The sequence below is a fragment of the Mesorhizobium sp. B4-1-3 genome (assembly GCF_006439355.1).
Taxonomy (GTDB): domain Bacteria; phylum Pseudomonadota; class Alphaproteobacteria; order Rhizobiales; family Rhizobiaceae; genus Mesorhizobium.
Genome location: NZ_VFTG01000016.1, coordinates 16,685 through 33,217, shown reverse-complemented (window position 1 = coordinate 33,217; position 16,533 = coordinate 16,685). Strand labels below are relative to the sequence as shown.

General features: G+C 64.4%; 13 protein-coding genes. 8 read left to right on the top strand and 5 right to left on the bottom strand.

Going from position 1 to position 16,533, the window contains the following annotated elements:
- Positions 1-11 precede the first annotated feature (11 nt).
- The 6 genes from FJW06_RS19580 (at position 12) to FJW06_RS19555 (ending at position 7,557) form a co-directional block, all read left to right on the top strand.
- A complete protein-coding gene (locus FJW06_RS19580) occupies positions 12-1,385 on the top strand; it encodes an aspartate aminotransferase family protein (protein ID WP_140753855.1) in 1,374 nt (457 codons plus the stop codon).
- A gap of 238 nt (positions 1,386-1,623) precedes the next feature.
- Positions 1,624-2,346: an HAD-IA family hydrolase gene (locus tag FJW06_RS19575; RefSeq protein ID WP_140753854.1), complete on the top strand. Its 723-nt coding sequence runs from the start codon at positions 1,624-1,626 to the stop codon at positions 2,344-2,346.
- Between the two features lie 64 nt (positions 2,347-2,410).
- Complete coding sequence (locus tag FJW06_RS19570) at positions 2,411-4,021, top strand: ABC transporter substrate-binding protein (RefSeq protein ID WP_140753853.1); 1,611 nt, start codon at positions 2,411-2,413, stop codon at positions 4,019-4,021.
- An 85-nt stretch (positions 4,022-4,106) separates the two neighbouring features.
- Entirely contained in the window at positions 4,107-5,057 is a 951-nt protein-coding gene (locus FJW06_RS19565; protein WP_140753852.1) for an ABC transporter permease, read from the top strand.
- The gene (locus FJW06_RS19560) at positions 5,054-5,905 is read left to right on the top strand and encodes an ABC transporter permease (protein ID WP_140753851.1); all 852 of its coding nucleotides are present in this window, start codon (positions 5,054-5,056) and stop codon (positions 5,903-5,905) included. Before FJW06_RS19565 ends, FJW06_RS19560 begins: the two co-directional genes overlap by 4 nt.
- Complete coding sequence (locus tag FJW06_RS19555; protein WP_140753850.1) at positions 5,902-7,557, top strand: ABC transporter ATP-binding protein; 1,656 nt, start codon at positions 5,902-5,904, stop codon at positions 7,555-7,557. Before FJW06_RS19560 ends, FJW06_RS19555 begins: the two co-directional genes overlap by 4 nt.
- 146 nt (positions 7,558-7,703) lie before the next feature.
- Here FJW06_RS19555 and FJW06_RS19545 read toward each other — a convergent pair whose 3' ends face one another.
- Positions 7,704-9,758, bottom strand: coding sequence for an NADH:flavin oxidoreductase (locus FJW06_RS19545; RefSeq protein ID WP_140753849.1), 2,055 nt, complete (start codon positions 9,756-9,758; stop codon positions 7,704-7,706).
- Positions 9,759-9,850: 92 nt separating this feature from the next.
- Here FJW06_RS19545 and FJW06_RS19540 point away from each other — a divergent pair, with 92 nt between their 5' ends.
- Positions 9,851-10,792 (top strand): LysR substrate-binding domain-containing protein, encoded by a 942-nt coding sequence (locus FJW06_RS19540; protein WP_140753848.1) that lies wholly within the window; start codon positions 9,851-9,853, stop codon positions 10,790-10,792.
- A 36-nt stretch (positions 10,793-10,828) separates the two neighbouring features.
- On the opposite strand, the gene FJW06_RS19535 is transcribed toward FJW06_RS19540, so the two are convergent.
- On the bottom strand, positions 10,829-11,305 hold the full coding sequence (locus FJW06_RS19535) for an Lrp/AsnC family transcriptional regulator (protein WP_140541160.1): 477 nt from the start codon (positions 11,303-11,305) through the stop codon (positions 10,829-10,831).
- A 224-nt stretch (positions 11,306-11,529) separates the two neighbouring features.
- Between FJW06_RS19535 and FJW06_RS19530 the strand changes: the two genes are divergently transcribed.
- Complete coding sequence (locus tag FJW06_RS19530) at positions 11,530-12,855, top strand: FAD-binding oxidoreductase (RefSeq protein ID WP_140753847.1); 1,326 nt, start codon at positions 11,530-11,532, stop codon at positions 12,853-12,855.
- 26 nt (positions 12,856-12,881) lie between these two features.
- Here the strand turns inward: FJW06_RS19530 and FJW06_RS19525 are convergent, their stop codons facing one another.
- From FJW06_RS19525 to FJW06_RS19515, 3 genes are read right to left on the bottom strand one after another with little or no spacing between them, the layout of a single operon-like run.
- Complete coding sequence (locus FJW06_RS19525) at positions 12,882-14,249, bottom strand: FAD/NAD(P)-binding oxidoreductase (RefSeq protein WP_140753846.1); 1,368 nt, start codon at positions 14,247-14,249, stop codon at positions 12,882-12,884.
- A complete protein-coding gene (locus FJW06_RS19520; protein ID WP_140753845.1) occupies positions 14,246-14,548 on the bottom strand; it encodes a (2Fe-2S)-binding protein in 303 nt (100 codons plus the stop codon). Before FJW06_RS19520 ends, FJW06_RS19525 begins: the two co-directional genes overlap by 4 nt.
- Positions 14,545-16,530: a hydantoinase B/oxoprolinase family protein gene (locus FJW06_RS19515; RefSeq protein ID WP_140753844.1), complete on the bottom strand. Its 1,986-nt coding sequence runs from the start codon at positions 16,528-16,530 to the stop codon at positions 14,545-14,547. Before FJW06_RS19515 ends, FJW06_RS19520 begins: the two co-directional genes overlap by 4 nt.
- Positions 16,531-16,533 lie beyond the last annotated feature (3 nt).

Genomic DNA, 16,533 nt, shown 5'->3' with positions numbered 1-16,533 from the left:
GGAGGACACAAATGCTCGCCAATTCCCTGCTAGAACTCGACCGCGCCCATCTCATCCATCCGGTCACCTCCTATCGCGCCCATGAGGCGCTCGGCGTGCGCGTGCTGAAATCGGCGAAGGGCGCTACAGTGACCGACGCGTCCGGCCGGCAGCTTCTCGACGGTTTCGCCGGCCTGTGGTGCGTCAATGCCGGCTATGGTCACGACAGCATCGTCGAGGCGGCGGCCCGGCAGATGCGCGAGTTGCCCTACGCCACCGCCTATTTCGATCTCGGCTCGGAGCCCGCCATCCGGCTCGCCTCGGAATTGGCCGAACGCGCGCCCGGCGACCTCAACCACGTCTATTTCACGCTTGGCGGCTCGGACGCGGTCGACAGCACGATCCGTTTCGTCCGCTACTACTGGAATGCCAAGGGCGAGCCGCAGCGCGACCAGTTCATTTCCATAGAGCAAGGTTATCACGGATCGTCGGTAGTCGGCGCAGGCCTGACCGCCCTGCCCGCCTTTCATGCCGGCTTCGGCATTCCCTTGGAATCGCAGCACAAGATCCCCTCGCCCTATCCTTACCGCAATCCGGTTGGCGATGACCCGAACGCCATCATCGCCGCATCGCTTGCGGCGCTGAAGGGCAGGATCGAGGCGATCGGGCCGGAGCGGGTCGCCGCCTTCTATGCCGAGCCGATCCAGGGCTCGGGCGGCGTCATCGTGCCGCCGAAGGGCTGGATCAAAGCGATCCGCGAGTTCTGCCGTGAGTACGGCATCCTGTTCATCGCCGACGAGGTGATCACTGGTTTCGGCCGCACCGGCCCCCTGTTTGCCTGCACGCAGGAGGATATCGTTCCCGACTTCATGACGACCGCGAAAGGCTTGACCTCGGGCTATATCCCGATGGGCGCCGTGTTCATGGCTGACCATGTCTACAACGTCATTGCCGATGGCGCGGGTGCTTCTGCGGTGGGCCATGGCTACACCTATTCCGCCCATCCGGTCAGCGCAGCCGTCGCACTCGAAGTGCTGAAGCTCTATGAAAACGGAATTCTTGAGAACGGCATCAAGGCCGGCGCCCGCCTGATGGCGGGGCTGTCAGGATTGAGCGACCATCCGCTGGTCGGCGAGGTCCGCGGTCGCGGCATGCTTGCCGCGATCGAGCTGGTGGTCGACAAAAAGAAGAAAACGCCGCTTCCAGCCTCGGCCATGCCGGCGCGACGCGTCTTCGACAGGGCCTGGGACAATGGCCTCATCATCCGTGCCTTCGCGCACGGTGTTCTCGGCTATGCCCCTCCGCTCTGCTGCACCGACGACGACATCGACGCGATCGTCGAGCGCACGCGCCGGACCCTCGACCAGACGCTCGAGGATCCGGACGTCCGCCAGGCGCTGGCATGACGAGAGATGAATATGTCGTGTCTCGAAATATCGCTGGGGCAGACGATTTCGCAATTTTGTGCCGCTACCTCGCGCCTTTTCGGCGAATCCAGCGCGGGGGAAGTGCCAGACTGCTTTTTACGAAAGGGCCAGAAAGCTCGAATTTCCAGGCTTTCCAACAAGGCCGACGCCCCGGAGAGCACCGAATGTTGTTCTGTTCAGCATGAGTAATTCGGCCGCGCGCAAAGGAGAGCCAGTCTTGGCCAGGGGCCTTAACGATTTCAAGTACATGACCTTCGACGTGGTCGGTACGCTGATCGACTTCGAAGGCGGCATCACGACCTGCCTGGCCGAGATCGCCGCGGAGGCCGGTGTTTCCATCGACGGCGAAGAAGCGCTCGCCCTTTACCGGCAGGCCCGCTACATGCCCGATGCGAGGCTTTTTCCCGACGATCTGGCGCGTGTCTACATGGTCATCGCGCCGCGGCTCGGCCTGCCGGCAGAGGAGAAATACGGCGCCCGCCTGCGGGATTCAGCGAGCGGCTGGCAGGGCTTCTCCGACAGCGGGGCGGCGCTGGCAGACCTTGCGAAGTCCCATAAGCTGATTGCCATGACCAATGCCCGGCGCTGGGCTCTCGACCATTTCGAGAAGCAGCTCGGATCGCCTTTCTTCGCCACCTTCACCGCAGACGATACCGGCACCGAGAAGCCGGACCCTGCCTTCTTCCAGAAGGTCTTCGACTACGTGTCGTCCCGCGGCGACAGCAAGGACGACATCCTGCACGTTGCGCAAAGCCAGCATCACGACATCGGCATATCCCGGACGCTCGGCATGAGCAACTGCTGGATCGAGCGCCGCCACGGCCAGAAGGGCTATGGCGGCACGATAGAGCCCAAGCACTTCACCGTGCCCGACTACCACTTCACCTCAATGGCCGACTTTGCGGCGGCCGTGCGGGAAAGCCTGAAGGAACCAACCTGAGCTCAAAATCCGGAAAGCCGCATCAAGACGCGCATCCCGGCCAAACAACAGAAAGGGGAATGACATGAGCGACAAGATCACCAACTGGACCGGAGCAGACGATGCGATGGTCGAAAACGCCATCAGGCGAGGCGCGAGCCGCCGCGAACTCCTCAAGATGCTGCTGGCAGGCGGCGCCGCCTTGGCCGCGGGCAGCGCTGTGCTCGGCCGAGCCACCAATGCCGTCGCCGCCACGCCAGTCTCGGGCGGCAACCTCAAGGCTGCCGGCTGGTCGTCTTCGACGGCCGATACGCTCGATCCGGCCAAGGCCTCGCTCTCCACCGACTATGTCCGCTGCTGCTCGCTCTATAACCGCCTGACCTTCCTCGACAAGGATGGCAAGACGCAGATGGAGTTGGCCGAAAGCATCGACAGCAAGGACGCCAAGACCTGGACGGTGAAGCTGCGCAAGGGCGTCACCTTCCATGACGGCAAGGACCTCACCGCCGACGACGTCGTCTTCTCGCTGAAGCGTCACCTCGACAAGGCAGTCGGCTCCAAGGTCGCCAAGATCGCCGCGCAGATGACGGGCTTCAAGTCTGTCGACAAGTCGACCGTCGAAATCACGCTCACCGACCCCAATGCCGACCTGCCGACCATCCTGGCGCTCCATCATTTCATGATCGTAAAGGACGGCACCACTGACTTTTCCAAGGGCAACGGCACGGGCGCTTTCGTGCTGGAGACCTTCGAGCCGGGCGTGCGCTCGGTGGTCACCAAGAACAAGAACTACTGGAAGTCGGGCAAGCCTTATCTCGACTCCTTCGAATTCATCGCCATCAGCGACGACAGCGCGCGCGTCAACGCGCTTCTGTCGGGCGATATCGGCTTCGCCGCCTCGATCAATCCGCGCGCGATGAAGCTCATCGGCGGCCAGCAGGGTTTCGAGCTGTCGAAAACGACCTCGGGCAATTACACCGACCTCAACATCCGGCTCGACATGGCCCCCGGCAACAAGGCCGACTTCGTGGCCGGCATGAAATATCTCGTCAACCGCGAGCAGATCGTCAAATCGGCATTGCGCGGCCTTGGAGAGATCGGCAACGACCAGCCGGTCTCGCCGGCGAACATCTTCCACAACGCCGACCTCAAGCCGAAGGCTTTCGATCCGGACAAGGCGAAGTTCCACTTCCAGAAGGCAGGCGTGCTCGGCCAGTCCATCCCGGTGATTGCCTCCGACGCTGCCACCTCCTCGATCGACATGGCCGTGATCATCCAGGCGGCCGGGGCGGATATCGGCATGAAGCTCGACGTCCAGCGCGTCCCCTCCGACGGGTACTGGGACAATTACTGGCTCAAGGCGCCGGTCCATTTCGGCAATATCAATCCGCGCCCGACCCCGGACATCCTGTTTTCGCTGCTATACGCATCCAACGCGCCCTGGAATGAAAGCCAGTACAAGTCGGAGAAGTTCGACAAGATGCTTGTCGAGGCGCGCGGCTCCCTCGACCAGGCCAAGCGCAAGGAGATCTACGACCAGATGCAGACCATGGTGTCCGAAGAGGCGGGCACCATCATCCCGGCCTATATCTCGAACGTCGATGCCCTCTCCAGCAAGGTGAAGGGTTTGGAAGCGAACCCGCTTGGTGGCATGATGGGCTACGCAATGGCCGAGTATCTCTGGCTCGAAGCCTGAGAGGCGCCTGCCGGAGGGCCGGCCAGCCGGCCCCCCGGCACCGCATCGAGCAATATTTCGGCCGAACGCAACCGCAGGAGCCTCCATGACGTCTGGGGTTTTGAACCTCGTGGTGAAGCGGCTGGGGATCGCGCTCGTCACGCTTCTGATCGTCCTCTTCGCCGTGTTTTTCGCCACCAGCATGCTGCCTGGCGACACCGCGTCGATCCTGCTCGGCCAGGCGGCGACGCCGGAGGCGGTCGCCGGGCTGCGCGAGGCCATGCACCTCAACGATCCGGCGATTCTGCGCTTCCTGCGCTGGCTTCTCGGTCTGCTGCATGGCGACCTCGGCACGTCCTATGCCAACCAAATGCCTGTCGCAGCGCTGATCGGCGGACGTCTGGTGAACACGATGAAGCTCGCCGCCATCACCACGCTGCTGTCGGTGCCGCTGGCGCTGACGCTAGGCATCACCGCCGCGATGCTGCGCGGCTCAATCTATGACCGCGCCGTCACCGTGCTTTCGATCGGCGTGATCTCGGTGCCGGAGTTCATGGTCGCGACGCTGGCGGTGCTGCTTTTCGCGGTCTATCTCAAATGGCTGCCGGCGCTGTCCTCGGTCAACGAGGCGCATTCGCTGACCGATCTGGTGCGCATCTATGCGATGCCGGTGATCACGCTCACTTTCGTCATCTCCGCCCAGATGGTCCGCATGACGCGGGCCGCGGTAATCGAAACGCTCTCCACGCCCTACGCCGAGATGGCGCTGCTCAAGGGCGCCTCGCGCGGCCGCATGGTGCTGAGGCACGCGCTTCCCAATGCGCTCGGCCCGATCGTCAACGCGGTCGCGCTGTCGCTGTCCTATCTGGTCGGCGGCGTCATCATCGTTGAGACAATCTTCAACTATCCCGGCATCGCGAAGCTGATGGTCGATGCCGTCGCGACACGCGACCTGCCGCTGATCCAGAGCTGCGCGATGATCTTCTGCCTCGGCTATCTGCTGCTCATCACGGCCGCGGACATCGTGGCCATCATGTCCAACCCGAGGCTGAGATGACGATGGCACGCGCTGCAGCCTCCCGACGATCCCTGCTCGGCCACAGCTACAATCTTGTCGGCGTTGTGGCTTCGCTGGTTATTCTGGCGTGGACGCTGGTCGCCATCTTCGCGCCCTACATCATCCCGCATCCGATCGGCGACATCGTCGATGACGACTATTTCGGCCCAATGCGCCAAGGCCTGTTGCTGGGCTCGGACTATCTCGGCCGCGACATGCTCTCGCGGGTGCTGATGGGCGCGCGCTACACCGTCGGCATATCGCTTGCCGCCGTCTGCATCGCCTGCTTTTCAGGTGTCGTGCTCGGCATGGTCGCGGCCGTCACCGGCGGCTGGTTCGACACCTGCCTCAGCCGCTTCCTCGACGCCATGAACTCCATCCCCAGCAAGCTGTTCGGGCTCGTCGTCGTTGCCGCGGTCGGCTCGTCGATCCCGGTGCTGATCCTGACGCTTGCGGTGATCTATATCCCTGGCGCGTATCGTTTTGCCCGCGCGCTTGCCGTCAACATCAACACCATGGATTTCATGACTGTCGCCCGCGTGCGCGGCGAAAGCACCGCCTACCTCATCGGCTCGGAGGTCCTTCCCAACATCATCCGCCCGGTGCTCGCGGATTTCGGCCTGCGCTTCGTCTTCATCGTGCTCCTGCTTTCCGGCCTGTCCTTCCTCGGGCTCGGGCTGCAACCGCCTCTGGCCGACTGGGGCGCGCTGGTGCGCGAGAATATCGGCGGCCTGCCGTTCGCAGCGCCGGCAGTCATCGTGCCTTCGCTGGCGATCGCCAGCCTCACCATCAGCGTCAACCTGCTGATCGACAACCTGCCGCAGAAGATCAGGGACAGGGACGCATGACCAATCTCGTCGAGGTGAGGAACCTGAGGATCGAGGCGAAGACCGATTCCGGACGGATCGTCGAAATCATCAAGGGCGTCAGCCTCGACATCGCCGACGGCGAGATCGTCGCGTTGATCGGCGAGAGCGGCTCCGGCAAGACGACGGTGGCGCTCTCGCTCATGGGGCACGCACGGCCCGGCTGCCGGATAACCGGCGGCGACATCAATGTGAACGGCAAGAACATGGCCGCACTTTCCGAAAAGCAGCGAGCCAAGCTGCGCGGCACCGACATTGCCTATGTTCCACAAAGTGCTGCGGCCTCGTTCAATCCCTCGGCGACCATCATGGAGCAGGTGATCGAGGTTACGCGCATCCACAGGCTGATGCCCCCCCAGAAGGCGCGAAAGCGCGCTGTCGAGCTGTTCAGGGCCTTGTCGTTGCCGGATCCGGAAGGGATCGGCGCCCGTTATCCGCACCAGGTTTCAGGTGGGCAATTGCAGCGGCTATCGGCGGCCATGGCGCTTATCGGCGATCCCAAGCTGGTCATCTTCGACGAGCCGACGACGGCGCTGGACGTGACGACGCAGATCGACGTGCTGAAGGCGTTCAAGTCGGTGATGCGGGCTGGCGGGATAGCAGGCGTGTATGTTTCACACGACCTCGCCGTCGTCGCCCAGATCGCCGATCACATCGTGGTGCTGAAGGGCGGCGAAGTGCAGGAGGCCGGCAGCACCACCGAAATCCTTTCTGCGGCGCGCCACCCCTACACGCGCGAATTGCTCGCGGCCTTCGAGCCGAAGCGGCGGCAAGCGCACGCGGATGCAGATGCCGGGGCGAAGCCGTTGCTGCGCATCGACAATGTGACGGCCGGCTATGGCGCGGTGCGAGACGATGGACTGCCACTTATCCGGGCCGTCAATGCCGTCAGCCTGGTCGTCGAGAAGGGCCGCAACCTCGGCATCATCGGCGAGTCCGGTTGCGGAAAATCGACGCTCGCGCGCGTCATCGCCGGCATTCATCCGGCAGCGGCCGGCGATATCATCTTCGACGGCAGGCAACTGGAGCGTGCCGCAAGCAAACGCAGCCAAGACCAACTGCGCGAGATGCAGATCGTGTTCCAGTATGCCGATACCGCGCTCAATCCCGCCAAGCCGATCGAAGACATCATCTCCCGCCCGCTGGCCTTCTACCACGCGATGAACAGGCAGGCGCGCTCGAAGCGGGTCGATGAACTGCTCGACATGGTGCGGCTGCCGAGAGCGCTGCGCTATCGTCGTCCCTCGGAACTCTCGGGCGGCCAGAAGCAGCGGGTGAACTTTGCGCGCGCTCTGGCGGCCGATCCCAAGCTCATCATCTGCGATGAAATCACCTCGGCGCTCGACACGGTGGTGGCAGCCGCGGTGATCGAACTGCTCAAGGAGCTGCAGCGCGAGCTTGGCCTTTCCTATATCTTCATCAGCCACGACCTCTCCGTCGTCGAGGCGATCTGCGACGAGATCATGGTGATGTACAATGGCGAGCGGGTGGAGCAGATTACGCCCGACAAGCTGAAGGCGCCCACCCACCCCTATTCCAAGCTTCTGTTCTCCTCCGTGCCGAAGCTCGACCCGACCTGGCTTGACGGGCTCGTCCGCGACCCCGAACTGGTCAGCCAATACGGCCACCGCTAGCAAAGGGCCGAGCCTCACATCGAAGAAAGGGCTGGGCAACGGCATAAGCGCCTTGATGATGGGAGACTTCAGCACCGCGAAGCTGAAACAATTCTCAACGCCGATATTCATGTCGGCGAGCCGCTCGATGAGCGCCTCTCCGGACACTACAATTGCGAACAGATCCGGTAGGCCTCATAGATCGACGAGTAGATATCCCGGCTGGCAACCGCGTCGCCAATGCGATGCAAGACGAACGCTCCGACGGCTTGGGCGCTATGGCCTTTCTTTGTGCTTGCTCCGGTCATGAGCGCGACGTCGGTGACGCCGTCGTTGGCGGAGCGGACGCGCAATTCCTGATAGGTGTCGTCCATGGGCACCGTGCCGCGCTCGACAACGAGTTGCGCCGCGCTCATTTCCGTTTCCGCGCCGGTGAGTTCGTGCCGGAACATGGCGGCGATCCCGTCGCCTTGGCGCGCGACCTTGACCAGGCGCAGATCGCCGGCAACGCGGACGCCGAGCTCTGAGGCAAGTTTGCGAAAACTCACTCTGTCCGGATAAGGCGTCTCGATCGCCAGGGTGTCATCCGCCATGGCCAGGCTGACCACGCGCCCCAGACGTGCCAAATGGAGGGCACAGGAGATGGCGGCCTGACGTCCGGTCTCGTCGTAGATCAGCACATCGTCCTTGGCTGGCACGACTCCGGTCAGAACGTCCCATACGCTGTCGCAGTGTTCAGCGCCGTCCAGCCATTGCATGTCGGGAATGCCGCCGGTGGCAACGACGACGGCGTCCGGCCTTTCGGCAAGGACGAGCTCGGCATCCGCATAGGTGTTGAGACGGACTGCGACCCCAAGGCGAGCCAGCTCGTCGACACGCCAGTCGACGATGCCGATGAGGTCCTTGCGGTGATGGGCAGAGGCTGCAACGAGCACTTGCCCGCCAAGCCGCGCTCCGGCCTCGAGCAGGGTCACCTTGTGCCCACGCTCGGCTGCAATCCTTGCCGCCTCCATCCCGCCAGGACCGCCGCCGACCACGACCACCCGCTTCAATGTTTCGGCCCGGTCAATGACATGCCCGACGATCGTTTCGTGGCCGCTGGCCGGGTTATGGATACACTGCACCTTCTTGTACAGGCAGTAGGATGCGCCGACGCACGGGCGAATGCGCTCTTCCTCTCCCCGCATCACCTTGTTGACGATATTTGGGTCCGCGATGTGCGCCCGCGTCATGCCGACCAGATCGACAAGGTTTTCGCGGATCGCATGCCTGGCGGTGGCTACATCCCTGATGGCGGCTGCATGGATGACGGGCAGTCTGGTTTGCCGCTTGAACTCTCCCACCAGCGGCAGAAACGGCGCGCTCTTGGTGAACATGCCAGGCATGTTCTGCTCGGCCAGGGAGAGGTCGGTGTCCATGCGGCCGAAGATGCAGTTGAAGAAATCGATATGGCCTTCCCGCTCGAACAGGCGGGCGAAGGCAAGGCATTCATCGAAATCCGATCCGTCATCCGCCGCCTCGTCGATAACGAAGCGGATGCCGACGGCGAAGTCGTCGCCAGTGGCGCGGCGGATCGCCTCGTGGACCAACAGGCCGAAGCGCGCCCGGTTTTCCAGCGAGCCGCCAAAGGCATCCGTGCGTCTGTTGGTTCGGCGTGACAGGAATTGGCCGATCAGATGGCCGCCGGTAACGGTCTCGACGCCATCCAGACCGCCGTCGACGCAGCGCCTCGCGGCGCTGGCGTAGTCCTTGACGATCCTGTCGATGTCCGCGGCATCCATCTCCTTGGGAAAATTGCGGTTTCGCGTCTCGCGCACGCGTGACGGCGCCACCGGCGGCAGCCAATTTCCGGCATAGGCGGTGGCGCGCCGGCCAAGATGCGAGACCTGGCACATCACGGCAGCGCCGTGGCTATGAATCCGCCGCGACAGCGACTGAAGATGGGGCACGATGCGATCGCCCGAAAGATCCAGCTGGCCGCCTCCCCAGCTCGAATCCGGCGACGTCATCGCCGAGCCGCCCACCATCGTCATCGCAAGGCCGCCGTGCGCTTTCTCCTCATGGTAACGCTGATAGCGTTCGAGCGGCAGGCCGCCTTCGTCGAGCATCGAGGCATGGCTGGTGCTGACGATGCGGTTGCGCAGCATCAGGCCCTTCAGCCGAAAGGGCTGAAGCAAGGGATCGCTGGATGCCGTGCCTGCTTGAGGTCCCGCTAAGCTCATGTCTGCTCCCGCCCATTCGCGAGGGTTATAGTTCGCCATTTGCAGCGCGGCAGTAAGCTTGAAAATTCTTTGGGCATCTATACGCTGCACGTATGGCCGGTTTTGCAAAACTTGTTCCCTCCGCACGCGGACTGCTTGTCTTCGAAGCTGCCGTCCGGACGGGCAGTTTCACGGCGGCCGCCCGCGAGTTCAACGTCACGCAGCCGTCGATCAGCCGCAGCATCGCCCAGCTGGAGGCCCATCTTGGCGTCGGCCTTTTCGCGCGAGGTCCAGCGGGTTTGGCCCCGACCGCGGAGGCGCGCGCCCTCTATGTGGCCGTAAGCGAGGCATTTGATGGCATCGAGCGAGTGATCGGCACGATCAGGAAGAACAGCGACGCAAAGCCGGTCGTCACACTTTCGCTTTCGAGCTCTCTCGCAACCTATTGGTTCGTTCCGAGGTTGGGGGCGTTCAACACGAGGTTCCCCAAGGTCGACCTGAGGTTCGAACTGATCGCGGGCGTCTTGCGAGGCCCGGCCGAGAACGTCGATCTTGCCACGCGAATCCTGGCCGACGACGATACGCATTATCACCACTGGCCATTCTGTCCGGAAATCCTCGTGCCGGTGTGCAGCCCATCCTATCTGTCGACCCACGGCCAGTTAGTGCATGCCGGAAACGGGGAAGGTCATGTCCTGCTTCATCTGACCGATGCTAAGGAGCAGTGGCAGGATGCCTGGGGCAGCGTGGCGGACCGCAAGACCAGCCGGGCAAAGTGGCTGGAGTTCTCGGACTACGCGGTCGTCCTTCAGGCGGCAATGAACGGCGAAGGCGTGGCGCTCGGCTGGCTCAGCAACGTTTCAAGGGCATTGCTTCAGGGAACGCTTGTTCCGGCATCGGAGAGGCAGATCAAGACCGGCCGGACCCATCAGTTGATTGCGCCACGCTCACGGCCGCTACGACCGATCGTGTCCGACATCCTCGCCTGGATGATTGCTGAGATGCAAGCCGAATTGAAGGCGCTGCATCCTATATTGCGGCCGGGCATACTGTAGCGGGCCTGTGTGCAGCCAGTGCGCGGCCATCGCCGACTACATCGGAAACAGGCTGGGCAGCGGCATATGCGCCTTGACGATCGGCGACTTCAGCACCACGAAGCTGAAATACTTGTCGATGCCGATGTCCATGTCGGTCAGCCGTTCCATGATCGTCTGATACTCGCTGATGCCGGCGGTCATGAATTTCATCAGGTAATCGTAGCCGCCCGAGACAAGGTGGCATTCTATGACCTGATCGATCTTCTCCACCACGGCGAGAAAGCGGGCGAAGTCGACCTGGCGATGGTTCTTGAGGGTGATCTCGGTGAACACCGTCAGCGTCTGACCAAGCTTGCCGATATTGACCTGTGCGGAATAGCCCTCGATGTAGCCTTCCGACTGGAGCTTTTTCACCCGCATAAGGCATGGGCTCGGCGACAGATGCACCAACTCGGCCAGTTCGACATTGGTTATGCGCCCGTTCTTTTGCAGTTCGTGCAGGATCTTGATGTCGATCCGATCCAGCTTCATGGCCGTCTCCGCGGAACGCACGCCACAGCACAAAATGCCGCGCTGCCAATACCCAGCGACACTAGCACAGCCCCACTACCTGTCCATCGGATTGGACACCGCTTTGCAACGCATCGGCTCCCGATTTCCACCGGACTACCGGAATAAAATTCTGCCTCGCCCGCAACTGCAGCAGCCCCTGCCTGCGCAGCGCGGTAGATTGAAGCCCCATGGCGGAGAGGATCATGCGCGCGCCGCTGCAGCAAATTCAGACTTCGAGCGAACTGCCGCAATCCGCGGACGCGGTGGTCATTGGCGGCGGCATCGTCGGCGTCTTTGCGGCCTATTACCTGGCGCGGCGCGGCATGAAGGTCGTGCTGGTCGAAAAGGGGCGCATCGGCGCCGAGCAGTCCTCCCGCAACTGGGGCTGGTGCCGCCAGCAGAACCGCGACGCCCGTGAACTGCCGATGGCGACACGCAGCCTCGATCTGTGGGAGCGTTTCGCGGCAGACACCGGGGAGGATACCGGCTTTCGCCGCTGTGGCCTGCTCTACCTCAGCAATGAGGAGGCGGAACTGGCCAGGTGGGCGCGCTGGCGCGATTTCGCCACGACGGCAGGCGTCACGACGCATATGCTCGACAGCGCGGAGGCCAGCGTGCGAGGCCATGCCACTGGCCGGAGGTGGAAGGGCGGCGTCTTCTCGCCGACCGACGGCACCGCCGATCCGTCGCGCGGCGCGCCGGCGGTCGCCCGCGCCATCCTGAAGCTCGGAAGCACGGTGCACCAGAATTGCGCAGCGCGCGGCATCGAAACCGAAGGCGGGCGATTGAGCGGGATCGTCACGGAAAGCGGGGCGATCCGCACGAAGGTGGCGGTCCTGGCCGGCGGCGCCTGGGCCTCCTCCTTTTGCCGTCAGTTCGGCTTCCGCTTCCCGCAGGCCTCGATTCGCTCCTCGATCCTCTCCGTCTCGCCCGGGGCGGAGGGCCTGCCGGACGCGCTGCACACGGCTAGCATTTCGGTCACGCGCCGTGGCGACGGCGGCCATACGCTCGCCATAAGCGGCCGCGGACGCGTTGATGTCACGCCCCAGCAGCTGCGCTTCTCGTCCCACTTCGTACCGATGTTCCTGAAGCGGTGGCGCAGCCTTGCGCCGGGCCGCCTGCAGGGTGTGCGTTCTGGGCACGAAACGCTCAAGGTTTGGCGGCTCGACCAACCGACGCCGATGGAGCGCATGCGCATTCTCGATCCGGTCCCGGACCAGGCGACCATCCGCCTGACGCATGCCCGCGCGCTGGACTTGTTGCCGGCGCTGCGCCAGACAACGATCAGCGCAGCGTGGGCCGGCTATATCGACAGCACACCTGACGGCGTGCCCGCCATCGGCGAGATTGATACCGTTCCGGGCTTCTTCCTGGCCGCCGGATTTTCGGGACACGGCTTCGGCATTGGACCCGGCGCGGGGCATCTGCTGGCCGATCTGGTCACCGGCTCGGAACCGATCGTGGATCCGAAACCCTGCGACCCGCGGCGCTTCGATGCTTCGTCCTGGGGCAAGGTCGCCGACTTCTAAGGCTCGCCACGCTTGTCGCGCTCGCATCAGCCCTCCCCGACAAAGGCGCCGACCGGCGCCGGCCGCACAGGCGCCTGGCCGCGAAACCGGCCAACGTCCTTTGGCGCGCAACCGGCGCTCGCCGCGACGAGTTCGACGGCAGCCAGCAGGCAGTAGCGTCCCTGGCAGCGACCCATTCCGACGCGCGACAGCGATTTCACCCGGTTGGCCTCAACGCCGCCATGCTCGATGCTGTCGCGAATGCTTCCTGCTGTCACGTTCTCGCAACGGCACACGACCGCCTCGTCGGGAAGTGCGCGTGCCATCTCCTTCGGCCAAGGAAAGGCGGTCGCCAGACCGCGCGCAAACCGCTCGAGACGCTTGAGCTTGCGCAGGTCGGCGTTGATGGACGCCGTGGAAATTCCGAGATCTGACAGGCACGCCGCCGCGGCGAGACGCCCGGCAATTTCTGCCCCGTCCGCCCCCAGAAGACGAACCCCGTCGCCCGCGAGGTAAACTCCCTTTCCGGCGCGCCCCATCTGGTCGGCCCTCGGCAGCCATTGCCGCCACTGTTCGTCATAGGCGAAGGTGCATCCGGCCAGGTCGGCGAGATGCGTCTCGGCCCGTAAATGCCAGCCCATGCCCACCATGTCGCATGACGTGAGGCGTTCCCTTCCGCCAGCGTCGCGCCAGCGCACCGCCACCACTCCCGACCCGTTGGCCTCGATATGTTCGAGCGACGCGCCCGCATGGTAGCAGCGACCAAGTCGCGCCCGCATGACCAAACCTCGCGACGCCACGACCGGCCGGGCTGTTAGTCCCCAGAACCCTTGCATCTGCCGGCGCCAGGAAGAGGTGTCCAGCACAGCCGCCACGTCCGCTCCGGCCGTGACGAGTTGCGCGCCGACCAGTGTCAGCAATGGCCCCGATCCGATGAGGACGATCCGTCGCCCGAGCGCCACGCCCTGGGCCTTGAGTGCGATCTGCGCAGCACCCAGGCTGTAGACGCCGGCGTTCTGCCAGCCTGGAACGGGAGCGACACGGTCGGACGCGCCGGTGGCCAGGATCAGGCGGTCGTAGCCGATCACCTGCACGCCGCGCTCTGCCATGACGTGCAGCCTTCCCTGATGCGCGGCGATGACCGAGCTGCTTGCGCGATGGGTGAGCCGCCGCCCTTCGACCAGCCGGTCGAAGAGCGAATGCAACGCGCGGGCCTTGGCCGCCTCCGATCCATAGAGCTGCTCGGGCGTGCGGGTAAATCCGGGCGGCGGGCGGCGATAGATCTGGCCGCCTGCGCGCTGCCCCTCGTCGATCACGATCGGATGCAAGCCAGCATCGACCAGCGTCGCCGCAGCCCTGATACCGGCAGGGCCTGCGCCCACGATCACGATCTGCGGCGAGGCAACAGCGCTCACGGCCAGTTCTCCGGTGGCTGAGTGCGCAGACGCATGCCTTCGGCGATCAGGGTCGTGCACGCACGCAGGCGCGGTCCCTCCTCCTGCCAAACCCAGCAATCCTGGCAGGCACCCATCAGGCAGAAGCCGGCACGCGCCTCCGATCCGAACTCGGAGTTCCGCAAGGCGTGTCCTGACGCCAGCATGGCGGTCAGCACGGTGTCGCCGGCGAGCGCGCCGCGCATCTCAGCGTCGAGAAAGAAATGCACCTCTGCCCGCTGTTGCTCGGCCAGCCGGACGATGCGGCCGCTCGCGGTCATTCCGCGGCCTGTGGCACTGGTTGAGGACGCGGCAACTCGGGAAACCGCTCGCAGGCCGCGTCGAAGGCCGCCTGGACGCCATCGGGCCCGGAGCGCCCCTCCATGCGCCGAAAGATCTCCGTCTTGGCAAAAAACCGCCAATGGATCGGCAGGGCGTCCAATATGGCATGGAGCCGGTCATAGGCCGCCGGCGTCCAATGCGCTTCATAGCCGTCGCGCTCGGGACCGAAATGGAAATGACTGGCGGCTGGTCTATGCCGCGCCCGCAATTGCCCTGTCGCCAGTTCATCGACCGCGCCGTCATGAATGATCACGCCATAGTCGCGCTCGGCCGCGGCCGACGAGACATAGCCGCGCCGCACATCCTGTGCCACCCGCCAGGGTTCGCGCTGATGCGGATCGCCGCGCCCGCCGCCGCCGGCGGAGCGGATCTCCAGCACGTCGCCCGGATGCAGGACCGCGGTATCGATATTGCCCAGCCACTTTTCGTGCGCGGTTCCCGGATTGACGACCATGTCCGACAGGCCAGCCGCCTTGCCGCCCAGCACACCCCACGGTCGGAAGAAGCTGCGGTCGCGGTTGCGCGCCGTGATGCGGGAGTCAGGGGCGAAGACACGGAAGGCCATCTCTGTCGCGAGCCCGCCGCGCCAGCGGCCGGCGCCGCCGCTGTCCTTGGCGAGCCCGTATTTCACGAACTCGACCGGCGTCTCGGTCTCGGTGATCTCGATCGGCGTGTTCTTGAGATAGGCGGCATCCGCGCCAGAGCCGTTGGTGCCGTCGCGATGCGGCATCGCCCCGCCGCCGCCCACCACGGGGTTCACCGCCGCGATCACGCTGCGGCTGGTGCGCTCATCGACCGTCATGACGTTGACGATGCAGTTGTTGCCGGCCGGCGCCGCAGGCAGGCGCTCCGGCACGGCCTGCGAGAAGGCGCCAAAAATGACCGAGCGCAGCCGGGCGCAGGTGAGCGAGCGCATGCCAACGGCCGCGGGGTGGACCGGGTTCAGCACCGAACCCTGCGGCGTGATGCAAGTGAAGGGCCGCGTGAGCCCCGTGTTGAGCAGGAGCTTCGGGTTGAGCGTATAGAGCACGTAGTAGACGCCCACCAGCAGCATGGTGTGACGCGGGTCGCCGCCCGAGGGTACATTGAGCGACGAGCCGAGCTGCGGGTCGGAGCCGGTGAAGTCGAGCACCGCCTCGTCGCCTTTGATCGTCAGCGTCAGCTTCAGCCGGCAGGGATTGGCTTCGACCGAATCCTCGTCGGCATAGTCGACGAATTCCCATGTGCCGTCGGGCATGGCGCGCAGCACGTCGCGCGCCTGCGCCTCCGCCTGGTCGAGAAGAGCGGCAACGCCTTCGATGAAACCGGCCTTGCCGAACTTCCTCACCATCGCCTGGATCTTGCGCTCGCCGGTGTTGAGCGCTCCGACCAGCGCCTTGATGTCGCCGATGTTGAGCTCAGGCTTGCGCACATTGGTGCTCATGATGCGCAGGATCATCTCATCGAAGACGCCCTCCCGGACCAGCTTCATCGGAGGAAAGCGGATGCCCTCCTGATGGATTTCGGTCAGCGCCCGGCTGAGCGAGGCCGGCACCGCGCCACCCATGTCGGTGTTGTGGATGTGGCCGCCAGTCCAGGCGACGATCTCGCCGTCGATGAAGACCGGCTTCCACAGATGCGTGTCGGGCGCGTGCGTGGCGACGTGGCCGGAATAGGGATCGTTGGTAAAGGCAACGTCGCCCGGCCGGTAGTCGCCGACCATTGTAATGGCACGGTGATAGGAAAGCCCCGGATACCAGGTCGCGCCGAGTTCCATCGGCACAGCGAAGGTCGCACCCGACCGGTCCATCAGCATCACGGTGAAATCCTGCGTCTCCTTGACGAAGGCGGAGTGCGCGGTGCGGTGCAGCGTGTGAGCCATATTCTCGGCGGCCGCGCGGGCGTGGTTCGCCAGAACCTGCAGGTTTGTTCGGTCGAACATGGC

Bases quoted from the DNA above. Each gene is read 5' to 3' on its own strand.
- FJW06_RS19580 (WP_140753855.1), top strand. From the start codon at position 12: ATGCTCGCCAATTCCCTGCTAGAACTCGACCGCGCCCATCTCATCCAT.
- FJW06_RS19570 (WP_140753853.1), top strand. From the start codon at position 2,411: ATGAGCGACAAGATCACCAACTGGACCGGAGCAGACGATGCGATGGTC.
- FJW06_RS19565 (WP_140753852.1), top strand. From the start codon at position 4,107: ATGACGTCTGGGGTTTTGAACCTCGTGGTGAAGCGGCTGGGGATCGCG.
- FJW06_RS19560 (WP_140753851.1), top strand. From the start codon at position 5,054: ATGACGATGGCACGCGCTGCAGCCTCCCGACGATCCCTGCTCGGCCAC.
- FJW06_RS19555 (WP_140753850.1), top strand. From the start codon at position 5,902: ATGACCAATCTCGTCGAGGTGAGGAACCTGAGGATCGAGGCGAAGACC.
- FJW06_RS19545 (WP_140753849.1), bottom strand. From the start codon at position 9,758: ATGAGCTTAGCGGGACCTCAAGCAGGCACGGCATCCAGCGATCCCTTG.
- FJW06_RS19540 (WP_140753848.1), top strand. From the start codon at position 9,851: ATGGCCGGTTTTGCAAAACTTGTTCCCTCCGCACGCGGACTGCTTGTC.
- FJW06_RS19535 (WP_140541160.1), bottom strand. From the start codon at position 11,305: ATGAAGCTGGATCGGATCGACATCAAGATCCTGCACGAACTGCAAAAG.
- FJW06_RS19530 (WP_140753847.1), top strand. From the start codon at position 11,530: ATGCGCGCGCCGCTGCAGCAAATTCAGACTTCGAGCGAACTGCCGCAA.
- FJW06_RS19520 (WP_140753845.1), bottom strand. From the start codon at position 14,548: ATGACCGCGAGCGGCCGCATCGTCCGGCTGGCCGAGCAACAGCGGGCA.
- FJW06_RS19515 (WP_140753844.1), bottom strand. From the start codon at position 16,530: ATGTTCGACCGAACAAACCTGCAGGTTCTGGCGAACCACGCCCGCGCG.